This window comes from Leucobacter viscericola, assembly GCF_011299575.1.
Classification (GTDB): Bacteria; Actinomycetota; Actinomycetes; order Actinomycetales; family Microbacteriaceae; genus Leucobacter; species Leucobacter viscericola.
This window is the reverse complement of record NZ_CP049863.1, coordinates 1,785,337-1,800,871: the sequence shown is the minus strand read 5'-3', so window position 1 is coordinate 1,800,871 and position 15,535 is coordinate 1,785,337. Positions and strand designations below refer to the sequence as shown.

At 62.8% G+C, this 15,535-nt stretch carries 12 protein-coding genes; 9 read left to right on the top strand and 3 right to left on the bottom strand.

Annotation, left to right across the window (positions count from 1 at the left end):
• Positions 1–168: 168 nt before the first annotated feature.
• The gene (locus G7068_RS08085) at positions 169–1,233 is read right to left on the bottom strand and encodes a threonine aldolase family protein (RefSeq protein WP_244304790.1); all 1,065 of its coding nucleotides are present in this window, start codon (positions 1,231–1,233) and stop codon (positions 169–171) included.
• A 367-nt stretch (positions 1,234–1,600) separates the two neighbouring features.
• Here G7068_RS08085 and G7068_RS08080 point away from each other — a divergent pair, with 367 nt between their 5' ends.
• From G7068_RS08080 to G7068_RS08045, 8 genes are all read left to right on the top strand, one after another.
• Positions 1,601–5,428, top strand: coding sequence for a DUF7507 domain-containing protein (locus G7068_RS08080; RefSeq protein WP_166290956.1), 3,828 nt, complete (start codon positions 1,601–1,603; stop codon positions 5,426–5,428).
• 342 nt (positions 5,429–5,770) lie between these two features.
• On the top strand, positions 5,771–6,658 hold the full coding sequence (locus G7068_RS08075) for an ABC transporter ATP-binding protein (protein ID WP_166290954.1): 888 nt from the start codon (positions 5,771–5,773) through the stop codon (positions 6,656–6,658).
• Positions 6,655–7,509 carry an ABC transporter permease gene (locus G7068_RS08070; protein ID WP_166290952.1) on the top strand — a complete coding sequence of 285 codons (855 nt, stop codon included), beginning with the start codon at positions 6,655–6,657 and terminating at the stop codon, positions 7,507–7,509. Before G7068_RS08075 ends, G7068_RS08070 begins: the two co-directional genes overlap by 4 nt.
• 52 nt (positions 7,510–7,561) lie before the next feature.
• On the top strand, positions 7,562–8,932 hold the full coding sequence (locus G7068_RS08065; protein WP_166290950.1) for a sensor histidine kinase: 1,371 nt from the start codon (positions 7,562–7,564) through the stop codon (positions 8,930–8,932).
• Positions 8,929–9,555, top strand: a complete 627-nt coding sequence (locus tag G7068_RS08060; protein WP_166290948.1) for a response regulator — start codon at positions 8,929–8,931, stop codon at positions 9,553–9,555. The genes G7068_RS08065 and G7068_RS08060 overlap by 4 nt, the downstream gene beginning before the upstream one ends.
• Positions 9,556–9,732: 177 nt before the next feature.
• Complete coding sequence (locus G7068_RS08055) at positions 9,733–10,122, top strand: GntR family transcriptional regulator (protein WP_244304789.1); 390 nt, start codon at positions 9,733–9,735, stop codon at positions 10,120–10,122.
• Positions 10,119–11,063: an ABC transporter ATP-binding protein gene (locus G7068_RS08050; protein WP_166290946.1), complete on the top strand. Its 945-nt coding sequence runs from the start codon at positions 10,119–10,121 to the stop codon at positions 11,061–11,063. The genes G7068_RS08055 and G7068_RS08050 overlap by 4 nt, the downstream gene beginning before the upstream one ends.
• Positions 11,060–11,770 carry a hypothetical protein gene (locus tag G7068_RS08045; RefSeq protein ID WP_166290944.1) on the top strand — a complete coding sequence of 237 codons (711 nt, stop codon included), beginning with the start codon at positions 11,060–11,062 and terminating at the stop codon, positions 11,768–11,770. The genes G7068_RS08050 and G7068_RS08045 overlap by 4 nt, the downstream gene beginning before the upstream one ends.
• A 110-nt stretch (positions 11,771–11,880) precedes the next feature.
• On the opposite strand, the gene G7068_RS08040 is transcribed toward G7068_RS08045, so the two are convergent.
• Positions 11,881–12,297 (bottom strand): YciI family protein, encoded by a 417-nt coding sequence (locus tag G7068_RS08040; RefSeq protein ID WP_166290942.1) that lies wholly within the window; start codon positions 12,295–12,297, stop codon positions 11,881–11,883.
• Positions 12,298–12,474: 177 nt separating this feature from the next.
• Between G7068_RS08040 and G7068_RS08035 the strand changes: the two genes are divergently transcribed.
• Positions 12,475–13,725 (top strand): hypothetical protein, encoded by a 1,251-nt coding sequence (locus tag G7068_RS08035; protein ID WP_166290940.1) that lies wholly within the window; start codon positions 12,475–12,477, stop codon positions 13,723–13,725.
• Between the two features lie 134 nt (positions 13,726–13,859).
• Here the strand turns inward: G7068_RS08035 and G7068_RS08030 are convergent, their stop codons facing one another.
• Entirely contained in the window at positions 13,860–15,269 is a 1,410-nt protein-coding gene (locus tag G7068_RS08030; RefSeq protein WP_166293069.1) for a dicarboxylate/amino acid:cation symporter, read from the bottom strand.
• Between the last annotated feature and the right edge of the window lie 266 nt (positions 15,270–15,535).

Sequence of the window (15,535 nt, the reverse complement as noted above, 5' to 3'; positions counted from 1 at the left end):
CTGCCGCTGCCGCTGCCGCTGCCGCTGCCGCTGCCGCTGCCGCTGCCGCTCGCGGTTTTGGGGTCAGTTTTAGGTACTAAAACCTGGTTTGGTACCAGAAACTGACCCCAAAATGCCGGGCGGCAGGGCAATCCGGGGCAGGTGCCAAATGCCGGGGAAGGATCGGGATCAGCCGGCGAGTGCTGCGAGCAGACCGTCGACGTCTTCGGGGGTCGTGTCGAAGGCGCACATGAGGCGGCGCACGTGCTCGCCCGAGGGCCAGTCTGCGAAGGTGTATTTCGCGCGGGCCTGTTCTGCGATCTCGGGGGGGATCACCGCAAAGACCGCGTTCGACTCAACCGGGTAGGCGATCCTCACATCGTTGCCGTTCGCAGCCAGGGCCTCGATGCCCTCCGCGAGCCGCGCAGCCATGGCATTTGCGTGGGACGCCGACTCGCGCCACAGCTCACCCTCGTACAGCGCCAGCAGCTGTGCCGACACAAAGCGCATCTTTGAGGCGAGCTGCAGGTTGATCTTGCGCAGGAACGGCATGCCGGGGGTGGATCCCGGGCGAAGCACCACGACGGCCTCCGCACCCATGAGGCCGTTCTTCGTGCCGCCGAGGCTGAGCAGGTCGACACCGACGTTGCTGGTGATGTCGGCCAGCGAGACGCCAAGGTGAGCCGCCGCGTTGCAGAGCCTGGAGCCATCAACGTGCAGCAGCATGCCGCGCTCGTGTGCGTAATCGGCGAGGGCGCGAATCTCATCGGGGGTGTAGCAGGTGCCCGTCTCGGTGACCTGCGCGATCGAGATCGCGAGAGGCTGGGCGCGGTGCGGGTTGCCCCAACCCCACGCTTCCTGCGCCACGAGTTCGGGGGTGAGCTTGCCGTCCGGTGTCTGTACCGGCAACAGCTTCAGGCCGCCGGTCTTTTCGGGGGCTCCCGTCTCGTCAAAGAAGATGTGGGCTGACTGCGCGCAGATCACGGCACCCCAGCGTGGCAGCGCCGCCTGCAGTGAGAGCACATTCGCGCCGGTGCCGTTGAAGACGGGGAACGCCTCGGTGTCTTCACCGAAGAGGCGCTTTGCGAGCTCGTCGAAGCTCGCTGTCCACGCGTCGCCACCGTATGCGGGGGCGTGGTCGACGTTGGCGGCTGCAAGCGCGGCCATAACCTCGGGGTGCACGCCAGCCCAGTTATCTGAGCCGAAGGCGCGAGAGACGGGTGCGGGGGTGAGGGGGGTGCGGGGCTGATTCACGTCTCTAGCTTACGGCTCCGGAAACTTCGGCACGGCAAAAAATCGGGTGTGACGAATGTCGTATCTCGGCGGATAAACACTACACACGTAACTTTGTAAAAATGAGCACTACATTCGGCACTATGCGCGAATAGTGGACTGATTTCGGATCCAAAATTGAGATTGAACACCCGAGTACGCGAGGCGTATATCGATCGGATGCACTCAGCGCTCAGCTGAGCTCAATGGCGAGAGCTGGGCTTCATGGGGGCTTTTTGCTGTCGCAAGAAAGGACCGCCTGTACATGTACCCGATGAGAAAAGCGCTCAATCATTCAGGTCGAAAAGAACCCTCTCGAATCCGTGGCCGGATTCGCTCGGTGCTCCGGGTGGCGCTTGCTGCTGGAGCTGTTGCCTTACTTGCGGCTGGCCTCATTGTGAAGGCGCCGACTCTTGCAACCGCGGCGCCGCAGGGGTGCGGCTACGGGACCGGTGGGCCGCACGCCAGTGTGCTGTGCTGGATCGACATGAGCGGTTTCAATCCGACTCTCGCTGAATCCGCTGCCGGGCAGCGCTTGACCATTGATCTTGGCAGTGGAACGGCACTGAGCTTTACCGTAAAGGTGTCCGCTGGAGAAGACGGGCTTCGCCCGATAGCGGCAGACGCCCTGCCGACCTATTCGACCGCGGTGCTCGGCAACGGATACTACCGAAATGTGCCGGGCAAACCGGCGTTGTACACCGCGCTCGGATCCGCAACGGGCGCAGTCACAAAGGTCAGTCTCTCGAACATCTCGGCGACTCGAAACGGGGTGCCGATTACGAGCAACTATTCGTTTGTGATGGCCGATGCTGAGACAACCGAACAGGGAGAGGGGTTCGTCTGGGCTTCCTCTTCAAACCTGAAACTGCTCGCCGAGGCGATTCCAGCCGGGTGGTCCCAGGCATGCGATCTGACGGGGATCGGCACCAAAACGATTACCTGCGACTCACCGAGCACTGCCACCAACAGGCCCGGTGCGATGCTGGTCTACGCCGACAGCCCCGGTGAAATCTCTTCAACCTTCAAGACGAGCAGCACGACTTCGCGACAGGCCGTTGCGTTCGCGGTAATGGTCTCTTCGGTTGACGCTCAGGCCACCGTAGCCAGCAGGCACGCGCCCACCGACTCGTTCTCAGTGAGCGCCTCTTCTGCAAACATCTCGTACGGCCAGAAAGCTACCGGCAGCACCAACACCGCTCAGACGGGGGCACAGCCCGTGCTCACTGACAACAGCGGATCCTCAATCACGTTCCGAGTTGATATGGATGCCGGATCGCCCTCCACCTGGAGTGACTACAGAGTCGCCTGGGCCTGTAACAACGCTGCAAAACCAAGCGAGACGGTGAGCGTTACGACGGCACCGGATGGGCGGTCGGTAACGACCACCGTCAAGGCGTCCGATGAGATTCGATGCAGCGCTGCGATCACCTCGCGCATCGCGACCCTAACCCTGCAGCAATCGGTGACCCCGCCGGTGGCGACGGCCGTGGGGCAAACGGAAAGCTACGCGTTTGACGTCACTAACACCGGTGACGAGACGCTCACTAACCTCTCGATCGTGCAGGGACCGTTCACCGGAAGCGGTAAGGTTTCGGCAGCGATCTGCCCCAGCACGCCGCTGCTTCCCGGAGCCTCTGCCCGCTGCACGGCGAACTATACGGTAACCAGGGCAGACATGGCTTCGAGCCCGATCCGCAACACCGCAACAGCGCGGGCCGTGCCTGCGACGATGAGCGATCCCTATGTCCTCTCGAACGAGTCGACCGCCACGTTCGAGGTCGTGGTTCCCGGCCTTGAACTGGTGAAGAACTACGTCGTGGTGAACGACACAAACGGCAACGGAATCAACGACGCCGGCGACGTGATTAAATGGACGTTTGATGTGACCAACTCGGGCAACATAAGTTTGAACAACATCGCAATTACCGACGAGCTGCTAGAGGGACTCGGGATCGCGGTGAGCTGCGCGGCCACACCGCTGGCGGCTGGTGCAACGGTGACGTGCGGGTCGGGTCACTACACAATCACGGCGGCTGATGTGCTGACCGGCCAGATTCGAAACGTGGCGACAGCGACAGGGCAGGTGCCTGATGGTACCCCGGGGAGCCCGGCGAACCCGACCTCAGTGCCGGCCGAGGCTACCACGTCGATCGAAGCGACTCCCGTGCCGGGGCTCGCGATGGTGAAGAACTTTGTTGTGGTGAGCGACGCAAATGCCAACGGGATCAACGACCCCGGTGATGTGGTGAAGTGGACGTTTGATGTGACCAACACGGGCAACACGCCCCTGAACACTATCTCGATCACAGATGACCTGCTCGACAGTCTGGGATTGTCGACGAGTTGCGCTGCCGGGCCCCTGGCGGCTGGTGGCTCAATGACGTGCGAGTCTGGCGAATACACGATCACCGCGGCCGATGTGCTGGCGGGCGAGATCTACAACGTGGCGACCGCGACCGGGCAGGTGCCAGCTGGCACCCCTGGAAACCCGGCGAACCCGGTTTCCGCATCGTCGGCGGTGACGATTCCCGTGGAGGCCACCCCTGCGCCGGCGCTTGAGCTGGTAAAGGACTACGTGGTGGTTGACGACACCAACGGCAATGGGATCATCGATCCCGGTGATGTGGTGAAGTGGACGTTTGAGGTGACCAACACGGGCAACACGAGCCTGAACGACGTCACCATCGGCGATGACCTGCTGGATGAGCTCGGGATCCCCGTGACTTGCGCCGCAACCTCGCTGGTGGCGGGGGCCGCAACGATCTGCGAATCGGGCGACTACACGATCACCGCGGCCGATGTGCTGGCTGGCGAGATCCTCAATGTGGCGACCGCGACCGGGCAGGTGCCAGCTGGCACCCCCGGAAACCCGGCGAACCCGATCTCGGGGTCTTCGGAGGTGGCCATCCCGGTGCAGGCGACCCCTGTTCCCGGGCTGACCCTGGTGAAGAACTACGTTGTGGTCGATGACGCCAACAACAACGGCATCAACGATCCGGGGGACGTGATCAAGTGGACCTTCGAGGTCACCAACTCGGGCAACGTCACGTTGAACGGTGTGGGGGTCATCGACGATCTACTCGCCGAGATGGGTGTCGGTGTGAGTTGTGATCCTGCTCCGTTGGCTGCAGGATCGTCCGTAACGTGCGATTCTGAGGAGTACACCCTCACCGGTGCCGATGTGAAGGCCGGAGCAATCCATAACGTGGCGTCGGCGACCGGTCAGGTGCCGGCTGGTACCCCCGGAAACCCAGCAAACCCGACCTCTGCCTTCGCCGAGGTCACGGCACCAATCGAAGCGACTCCGGTTCCGGGAATCGAGCTGGAGAAGAACTACGTCGTGGTGAATGACGCCAACACGAACGGCATCAATGATGCTGGTGACGTGATCAAGTGGACGTTCAAGGTGCTCAACTCTGGCAACACCACGTTGAACGATGTGGCTATCACGGACGAGCTTCTTGACGGCCTGGGCGTAGATGTCACGTGCGACACCGCACCGCTGGCCGCCGGGGCATCTACCGTGTGCGAGTCGGGGGATTACACGATCACCGACGCTGACGTGCAGTTGGGCAAGATTCGTAACGTCGCAACGGCGACCGGGCAGGTGCCGGCGGGCACTCCGGGAAGCCCAGCGAACCCGACCTCCGAGTCGGCCGAGGTTACGGTGTCCCTCAACCCACTGAATGCTGCGCTCGATATGGTGAAGACAGCTCACCCGAGTGGCAATGCAAAGAAGGTGAAACTTGACGACACCATCGACTATTCGTTCAAGCTTACGAACGTGGGGTCGGCCAGGTTGACCGGGGTTTCGGTGAAGGATCCGCTGCTCGAAAAGGCGGGCATCGCTGTCATCTGCCCGGCCACAGAACTGGCGCCGGGGGCTAGCGTGACCTGTCGCTCTGAGAAGGGCTACAGAGTGACGGCAAAAGATGTTGCCAACGGCAAGGTGCTGAACCGGGCCACGGGGCATGCCACACCGCCACCGCTTCTGGATCCGATCGCGCCAGCTGCGAGTGAGGCAACCGTAAAGACGGCGCAGGCAGACACCGTGGCCTTATCGAGCACCCTCGCGGTGACTGGCGCGGGGACGCCACTGCTGCTGACTATGGGTGGGCTTGCAATGGTGATGCTCGGGGTCATTGCAATGCGCACGCGCAGGCGGGTGCGGTAGTCGGTGGCGGGGCTGTACCCCGGCCCCAGCCCCAGCCCCAGCCCCAGCCCCGGCCCCAGCCCCAGCCCCAGCCCCCAGCCCCGCATGTCGGCCGGTGTTGGCATGTCAGCCGGATGGAAAGGTGGACTTCCATCCGGCTGACGGGTGAGTACCGGCTGGCGTGGCGGAGTGCGGAGTGCGGAGGGCGGAGGGCGGAGGGCGGATTGCGGAGGGCGGAGTGCGGGATGCGGGATGCGGGATGCGGCTGACGGCACAAAAACACCGCATCCACCGATCGGTGGATGCGAAGATCCCTCCACCGGGGGCTGTCGCCGCGACACGTAGCGCGCGATCCTTGTAGGTATGACAAGAACAACTGACTCAGGTGCCGTCGTGCGGGTGCGCGGGCTCACCAAGCACTACAACGGGCGCGAGGTGCTTCGCGGCATCGACCTCGACATCGCTGCGGGCGAGACCTATGCGCTGCTCGGGCCGAACGGGGCAGGCAAGAGCACTTCAATCGAGATTCTCGAGGGGCTGCGCCGCCGTGATTCGGGCGAGGTGACGGTGCTGGGTGAGGATCCGCTGAGCGCTCCTCGTGCCTGGAAGTCTCGACTTGGTTTTGTGTCGCAGGGCACCGGGGACTTTGGCCCCAACACCCCGCGCGAACTGCTGCGCCACTTCGCAACGATCTATCCAAACCCGCGCGGCGTCGACGAGGTGCTCGAGCTAGTCGGTCTCACTGAGCAGGCGGGCATTCGCGCGAACAAGATGTCGGGTGGTCAGCAGCGGCGACTCGATGTGGCGCTCGGGATCGTCGGGCGGCCCGAAATGCTCTTCCTCGATGAGCCGACGACCGGCTTTGATCCCGAAGCCCGGCACCAGTTTTGGGGCATGCTGCGCGGCCTCGCCAGTGATGGCACCGCGATCCTGCTCACCACCCACTACCTCGACGAGGCTGCGCAACTGGCCAATCGGGTCGGGGTGCTCACGGGCGGCAGGATCGTCGCGGAAGCTCCCCCGGGAGAACTGGGTGGTGCTGAAGCGCGAACTCCGATCGTGAGCTGGAGCGACGAGGCGGGGAAGAGGCGCGAGCAGCGCACCACCGAACCCGCCCGCCTGGTCACTGAACTGGTTGCAGCGGGAGGTGGCGTGGAGCCCCGCGAGCTCGAGGTTCAGCGCCCCGTGCTCGAAGACATTTACCTCGGCCTCATCGCGAAAGACGCGGCGCACGAAGGAGTAACAGCATGACCACCATCGCCCCGGTCAGCACGGCTATAGCGCCCAAGGCGCCCGGGATCCTGCGCTGCGCGCTTTCGGCCGCCCACATGGAACTGCGCGGTTACTTTCGTACCTCCGACACGGTGTTCTTCACGTTTCTGTTCCCCATCATGATGCTCGGCATCTTCGGCGTCGCCTTCGAGTCGCAGGGCGACATTGGCACGCAGCCCGATGGCACGGGTGGCATCAGCATGGCTGCCTACTATCTGCCGGGTATGGTCGCGGCGGGCATCCTGCTCTCGGGCCTGCAGAACCTCGCGATAGATATTGCGCGCGAGAAGAGCGAGGGCTGGCTGCGCAGACTCGGCGGAACGCCACTGTCGCCCGTCAGCTACTTTCTTGGCAAGGCTGGGCAGATCCTGGTGACGTCGCTGCTGCAGCTCGCGCTACTGCTGGCCTTTGCGCACTTTGCGCTCGGGGTGGAGCTGCCCACTGACCCCGCACTGTGGCTGCGCTTCAGCTGGATCTTTGTGCTCGGCATCGTCACCATGACGCTGCTCGGGATCGCGCTCTCGGCGCTGCCCCGTTCTTCTCGAAGCGCGACCGCCGTGGTGATTCCGATCGTCTTGATCTTGCAGTTCGTATCGGGTGTCTACCTGCAGTTCTCGATGCTGCCCGAGTGGCTGCAGAACGTTGCAGGCATCTTCCCGCTGAAGTGGCTCGCGCAGGGCATGCGCTCGGTGTTCTTGCCGGATCACTTCGCGTCGCAAGAGATCGGCGGTTCGTGGGATCTTGGCCTGGTCGCGCTGAACCTTGGCATCTGGCTCGTGATCGGGCTCGTGGTGAGCCTGCTGACGTTCCGGTGGCAGCGGCGGTCGTAGGCCTTTCGGCAGCAGTCGCGTCAGTGTCCGAGGTATGTGGAAGGCTTGAGCCATGAGCAACACGGTGCACGACCCGACCAGGGGTGAGGCTAGCGGCGGCAACGGTCGCCGCTGGCCCACTCGCTGGTGGGATCTTGGTGTGGTCGTGGGGCTCCTAGCAATGTCTATGCCCGGGGCGATTGGGGCGATCGACTGGGGCAACACCGGTTCTATCGGCGGAGTAAGTCTGCCAACACTCTCGATAGTCATGCTTCTTGGGTTTGCGCTGCTTTATGTTGCGCTTGGTCGAGCAGCTCTGCGCCGCACAACTCTTCAGCATTTTGCGCCACCGTTGCCTCGGGACATTGTGTTCCTTTCACTCTGGATCTTGTTACTTGGAGCAGCAACGGCCATCAACTCGAGCTTCGCGAGTTTGCAGTTCCTGGCATATCCAATGGTCTGGTCGATTCTTGATGAATACTGGCAGGCCTTTCTTGCTTCAATTGTGCTTTCTGCACTGGTGGCAGTCGGATCAGCGATTTCGTTTCTGCAGAGGGAAGTGCCAAACGCTCTCTGGATAGCGGGCGCAATCGGGGCCATATCGTTTGTGTTTTCGGTGGCCATGGGCACGTGGATCACCCGAATTTACGATCGCGGAGAAGAACAGCGTCAACTGGCCGAGAAGCTGCAGGCCACCCAGCACGAGGTTGCGGTCCTGTCGAAAGAGGCGGGTGTCTCCGCTGAGCGCGAGCGGCTCTCGCGTGAGTTGCACGACACCCTCACTCAGACCCTCACCGGGCTGGTCATGCTGAGCGAACAGGCTGAACGCGCGCTCGCCGCAGGTAACACTGAGTTGGTTCAGGATCGGCTGAGCCGTGTGCACTCCGCCGCGCTTGAATCGCTGACCGAAGCACGGGCCCTCGTCGCGACGACGCAGCCGCTCGGTGACGGTGGCCTCGAGGCTGCGATTGAGCGAGTGGTTGCCCGCCTGCGCGCCGATACCGGACTGAAGGTGAGCTGCTCAATTGAGCCGCTGGCTCTAGATCGCGAGCAGCAGGTGGTCCTGCTGCGCGCTGTGCAGGAGGGGCTCGCCAACGCGCGCAAACACGCCCGTGCGTCGTCGGTTCGTGTGACCCTCAGCTCCGATCATGGCGCCGAGGCAGCATCGCGCAACTTCGATGCGCCTGCAGCCGAAGGCGGCTCTCGCGCAGACCTCCCGTGCGTCGCTGTGTTGCGGGTCGAAGACGACGGCCTCGGGCCCGGCGGCGCCGCGACGGAAGCCTCGGGGTTTGGTCTCACTGGGCTGGGCGATCGCCTCAGGGCTGCCGGCGGCGAGGTGAGCTTCGGCGCGAGTGAACGCGGTGGTGCCGTGCTTGAGGTTCGACTCCCGTTTGCAGGGGTTGCCGCGGGTAGCGGGGTCGCAGATGGAGGGGGATCACAGTGATTCGTGTGCTGGTTGTTGATGATCACCCCATCGTGAGATCAGGGATCGTGGGTCTGCTCGATACCGAGCCCGACTTCGAGGTGATCGGCGAGGCGTCCTCGGGCGAAGAAGCGGTTGGGCTGGCCGCCGAACTCGACCCCGACGTGGTGCTGATGGACCTTCGTATGCCGGGCATGGGCGGAGTCGCGGCGACCGGCAGCATCGCCCGATCCGGTGGGCCGCGAGTGCTCGTGTTCACCACCTACGAAGATGACGACCAGATTCTTGCCGCCATCGAGGCGGGCGCGAGCGGCTACCTGGTGAAGGCCGCCCCCGCAGAAGAGCTCGCGGCGGGAGTGCGCGCTGTCGCGGCGGGGCAGACCGTGCTGGCGCCGTCGATCGCGGCGCAGTTGGTCGCGCGGGTCGCAGCTCCTCGCGACGCCGCCCCGCCAGAACTCACCCCGCGTGAGCACGAGATCCTCACCCTGGTCGCAGAGGGCCTCAGCAACCCGGCGATAGCCGAGCGCCTGTACATTGGCGAGTCGACGGTTAAAACGCACCTGATCCACGTCTTTGAAAAGCTCAAGGTGAGCGACCGCACCCGCGCCGTGACCCGAGCGATGGAGCTCGGGATCCTGCGCTGAGCCCGCCCCAACACCCTCTCCCTCTCCCCTCCCACCCCGCCAAATTGGGGTCAGTTTCAGGTACTAAACGACGTCTTGGTACCTGAAACTGACCCCAATTCTGCTCGCGGGACTTGACACGAGCCCGCGAGGTGTCTAGGTTCATTAGTGAAGTAACTAACCAAGGAACTTCGGCACGTGAACAAACAATCGAAAGCGAGGTGGGGAGTGTTCGACGACACACGCCCGATCTTCCTCCAACTCGCAGAGCAACTCGCAAGCGATATCTTGCGAGGCAGGTACGCGGAGGGGGAGCAGGTCCCCTCGACCAACGAGCTCGCCGCGTACATGCGCATCAACCCCGCGACGGCGGGCAAGGCTCTGAATCTTCTGGTTGACGAGGAAATCCTCTACAAAAAACGCGGCATCGGCATGTTTGTTTCAGACGGAGCGAAACAGCGCATCACCGCCGAGCGGCAGCAGGGCCTCACCGAAAGCTACGTGAAACCACTGCTCGCAGAGGCCCGAGTGCTCGGGCTCACCGCAACAGACATCATCCGGCTTATTGAGAAAGAAACGGAACAATGACCACCCAGATTGCCATCGAGACTCGTGGTCTCACTCGCCGATTTGGCGGCGCGACGGCGCTCGAAGACGTCACACTTCAGGTTCACGCCAACACCATTACTGGGCTCCTCGGCCGCAACGGTGCGGGAAAGACCACCTTCATGTCGCTTGTGACGGCTCAGGATCAGCCGAGTGCTGGCACCGTTCGGGTAGACGGCCGGGAGCCGTTCGAGCACGCCGACATTATCGAACAGATGTGCTTTGTGCGCGACAACCAGCGCTATCCCGACGACTACAAACTGAAGCACGCGGTGCGAGCAGCGGCCATCTTCTACCCGAACTGGGATCAGGCCACAGCGGATCGGCTTATCGAGGCGTTTCGGATCCCGAGCAAATCCGTCGTAAAGAAGTTCTCGCGCGGTCAGCTGTCGGCCCTCGGTATTGTGCTGGGGCTCGCCTCGCGCTCGCCGATCACCTTCTTCGACGAGCCGTACCTTGGGCTAGACGCCACCGCACGAGGCATCTTCTACGACGAGCTGCTCCGCGATTATGCCGAGCACCCGCGCACGATCATCCTCTCGACACACCTCATTGATGAGATGGACAGGCTGCTTGAGCGAGTGATTGTGCTCGAACAGGGCCGTGTGGTGCACCACGAAGAGGTTGATGCGCTTCGAGGCAGCGCCTTCCAGGTCGCCGGCAGGTCAGCTGCGCTTGAGAGTTTCGTCAAGGGACGCAAGGTGCTCTCGCAGCGCAGCATCGGTGGCCTTGCGACCGCCGTTGTTGGTGAGGCGCCAACGGCTGAGGATCGCAGCGCGGCTGAGGCCGCCGGTCTTGAAATCTCTGCGGTGTCGCTGCAGGATCTCGTAGCTGCCTACGGGGTCGGCGACACCGCGACGGAAAACGACACAACGGAAACAGCGGCGCGAGGAGCGTCGCGCACTGAACGGAGCGCAGCATGAACCGCACACTGAAGGTGACGCGACTGCACCTCAATAAACTCAGCACGTTTGTTGTCGCACCGCTCAGCATTGTTGGCCTGGTTATGGTGGTGAGTGTCATTATCGCGCTGGCGATTCAGCGCAGTGGCGCGAGCACTGACATGGCCTCTTACATTGAGGGCGCCCGCTACAACAGTGGGATCGTGTGGTCGCTGCCCGGCTTCCTCATCTACTACGGGGTGCAGGCCGTGGCGACGACCTATCCGTTTGGTCTCGCTCTCGGCACCACGCGTCGTAATTTCATCCTGGGAACGATGATCGCGAACGCGCTGCAGGCCGCCTACATTACGGTGGTGCTCTTGATCCTGCTCGGTCTTGAGCTGGCGACCAACCACTGGTTCATGTCGGTTTACGTTCTCGACGTGAACGCGCTCGGCGCGGGTAACCCGCTCATTTTGGCGGCCACGGCGTTCCTCGGAGTGATGTTCTGCCTCACCATTGGTGGCTTCTTTGGTGCCATCTGGGTACGGTTTGGCGCTAAGGGTCCCGCGGTGGTTGCGATTGGACTCGGGCTTTTGCTCGCCATTACGATCCTGATCCTCGCCCCGAACCTTGGCACGATCTTCACCGGAATCACGGGCCTCGGTGTGGCCATTACCGCGGTGATTGTGATCGTGGTTGCGCTGGCCGTGACCTGGCTGGCGATGCGCCGCGCTTCGGTGAGGTAGCTGCCGCCGCGGCAACCCGTCAGCCGGTGCACGCACAACAGCCGGTCAGGATCGCGGGATCCTGACCGGCTGACGCATGTGTACCGGCTGGCCTGCTGAGCGGGGCTGCGTTACCCCTTCTCAGCCTGCTCCATCCACTCCTTTTCCTTCTGCACCCACTCGTTGTCCTGCGGAAAATCCTCAACGCCGTGGATGCACCGCACCTCAAGCTTTGAACCTGGGCCAAGCGGGCACTTCTTCGCCCACTCCATGGCCTCCTCGCGCGAGGCAACCTCGAGAATCCAGAACCCGTTGAACAGCGACTCGGTCGCGCCGTAGGCTCCCTCGGTGACGCTCGGCGGATCCGCCGCAAAATCTACAACGAACCCCTCTTCGGGCTCGGTGAGTCCATCGCCGCCAGCCATCACCCCGGCGTTCACGAGTTCCTCGTTGTAGCGCCCCATCGTGGCGATCATCTCTTCAAACGGGATCTCTTTTGAGGCCGCAAGTGCCTCGTCAGTGGCCCGCATAATCAGCATGTATTTCATCGTGTGGCTCCCTGCAGTTGCTGTCTGTGCATAACAGCGTACGCCGCTCGTGGAAGCACAGGTATCATTCCCGAGATTCACAGCCAGGTGGAGCTAAGGCCTGTAAAATTGGAAGTTCTGGAAATTGGGGGGAAAATTACGGGCTGGGGGGTCCGTTCTAATCTCTAGGGAAACATCTTGAAGCGTCACTTTGCCGCGCGCAATATTTGTGCTGCGCTCCTACTGGCTTTGCCCGTCATACTCGTTGGAGGTCTTGGCTCCGCTACCGCGGCGTACGCCGCCGATGATAACTACGCAGCTGGTTGGCCCACCATCCCGGCGGGTGAAGGCGGGCCTCACATTAACGTCACAACACGCCATGACGGTGAGTGGACTTGGCACGACCGCAGCAATCCCGAGCCGATTGCGGTCAAAACGGAATACCAGATGCGGATCCGGGTTGAGAACTTCACCTACGCGCCGCTGTGGTCTCCGACCATGACCACTGATGGTGATCCATCTGGCGGTCAGGATCTGCGGTGTGACTTCTCTCCGTTCGGCGGTCCGACCGGTGTGGCCTCGTGGCCCGGCGGCTCGATCCCGCACGGCGGTGTTGTCTACTGTCTTGCCACCGCGCCCGGTCGCGCGGACGCTGGGACCATCTACTCGGACTACAAGATGACGGGTGAGATTCGGCCCACGGATGGTACCGCTCCCTATACCAAGTGGGGTGCCGACTGGTGGTGGGGCAAAGTCGAGGCAAAGCCGGCGATTGATATCGAAAAATGGTCTACTGTCGATGGGCCAAGTGGCGGGGACTTTGACGAGGCGCCTGGAAAGTTGGTTCCGGCCGGATCCACGACCCCTATCACGTTGACGGTGACGAATACCGGAAACGAGACCCTGATGGACCCCACTGTTACCGACACCACCCTTGAGGGTGCAGCGATGACAGATCTTTCTTGCGACTTCTCCGCCCTCGGCGGTCCCGCCACAGGAACCCTGTCCGGCATCACAATGAAGCCGGGTGATTCTTTTACCTGCACAGGACTCATACCGGCGCTCGCTGCGGGAGAGCGGCACTCGGATATGGCACACATCTCGATCTGGTCTAACTCCAAGCTCGGAGAGATTACGGATGAGGACCCGTGGTACGGCGTGGGAAATGACGAGAAGCCGGTTGCGCCAGTGGGTCCGGGTGGGGGCGTCCCGGGAGAGCCCGTCCCGGCAAAGCCTGCACCGGGGCTTCCTTCCTCAGAAATGCCCTCTGAGCGGGCAACGCTTTCCGTTCCCGCGGCAACCGCCACGGCTAGCCGATCCGTGCCTCAGCTGGCTACCACGGGATTCGACTCGAGCGATGAACTGCGACTCGTAACGTTGTCCCTGGGTGCAGGAACGGCTCTGGTGGCTTCTGCCGCGTTGGTTCGCCGTCGCGTGCGCCGGGGGTAAGTTCACACCGCTTCGTTAATACGCAAAGAGATGGCACCTCAGTGGGACGGATTCAACCGAATCCATCTTTCAGAAGTGCCATCTCTCAGCGGGGTGGCCGGTGCAAGACCCCGCCGCGCTCTATGACTAGAGCGCTACGCCTTCGCGGCTAGCTCAGGATCGCGGGACTCATCGGCCGAATCAACCGAATCAACCGAATCGTTCGATTCCGTCGACTCGGGCGCATCGGCGTCGTCACTGTTGTCGAACGCGAGTCCCTTGCGGGGTGCGTTGTAGCGATCCAGCACCAAGATTCCCTCGCGTTTTGCCACGATGGTCGGCACGAGTGCCTGGCCGGCGACGTTGACCGCGGTGCGGCCCATGTCGATGATCGGATCAACGGCGAGCAGCAGACCCACACCCTCAAGCGGCAGCCCGAGTGTGGAGAGCGTCAGCGTGAGCATCACGGTCGCGCCGGTCGTGCCAGCGGTCGCGGCCGATCCGACCACCGAGACGAGCGCGATGAGCAGGTACTGCACGAGCGTCAGCTCGATCCCGAAGAACTGCGCGATGAAGATCGCTGCGACTGCGGGGTAGACCGCGGCGCAACCGTCCATCTTGGTGGTCGCACCGAGCGGCACGGCAAACGAGGCGTAGCTGCGGGGCACGCCGAGGTTGCGCTCGGTCACGCGCTCGGTGAGCGGCAGGGTGCCGATGGACGAGCGGCTCACAAATCCGAGCTGCACCGCGGGCCACACGCCCGAGAAGTACTGGCGGGCCGAGAGTCCGTTTGCCGTGATGAGCAGCGGGTACACCACAAACAGCACCAGTGCGAGGCCGATGTACAGCACCGCGACGAACCAGGTGAGCGATCCCATCTTGTTCCAGCCGTACTCTGCGACCGCGTTACCGATCAGACCGAGTGTGCCGAGTGGTGCGATACGAATGATCCACCACAGCACCTTCTGGATGATCGCGAGGGCAGACTCGGTCAGGCGGATGAACGGCTCAGCCTTTTCGCCCAGCTTGAGAGCGGCGATGCCGATCGCGACCGAGATCACGATGACCTGCAGCACGTTAAAACTCGGGTTGGCGGTGACAGATCCTGCATCAGCATCAAACGAAGCGCTCACGTTGAGGCCGAGGAAGTTTGTGGGAACAAGCCCGATCAAGAAGTTCCACCAGGTGCCAACCGCGTAGGGGTCGGCGGGCTTCAGTGCGGAGTCACCGGCGGCCGAGGCTCCCGGCTGCAGCGTAACGCCGAGCGCGATACCAATGCTCACGGCGATGAGCGCGGTGATCCCGAACCACAGCAGTGTCTGGCCTGCGAGGCGGGCAGCGTTGGTGACCTTGCGCAGCCCCACGATGCTCGACACGATCGCGGTGAAGATCAGCGGCACAACCGCGGCGCGCAGCAGCGCAACGTAGCTGCTGCCGATGGTGTCGAGGGTGGCCTGGAGGCCGTTGGGGTTGTCTTCTGCGTCGGGTCCGATGGCGAGTGCGATCGCACCGAGTGCAAGACCAAGAACCAGGGCGGCGAGGATCTGCCAGCCAAACGAGGTCATCCACTTTGGAAGGCGACGCTTCCGCGGCGCTGTTGCGGCGTTGTTCTGCACCGCTGGTGTTGTTGACACGGTGATCCTTTCGAGTGTGGTGAGTTTCATATTCGGGCTAGAACTGCGGAACGTGCACAGAACACCCGGGCCGTCGAAGAGCATAGCAAACTATTCGCTGTGGTTATGTGACACATTGCGTAATGTTGCATTGATTGATTCAGGATCGCCGTTTGCTCTGGCGAGCTGCGGCGCTCCGCGGGCAGTGCGGGTATGGT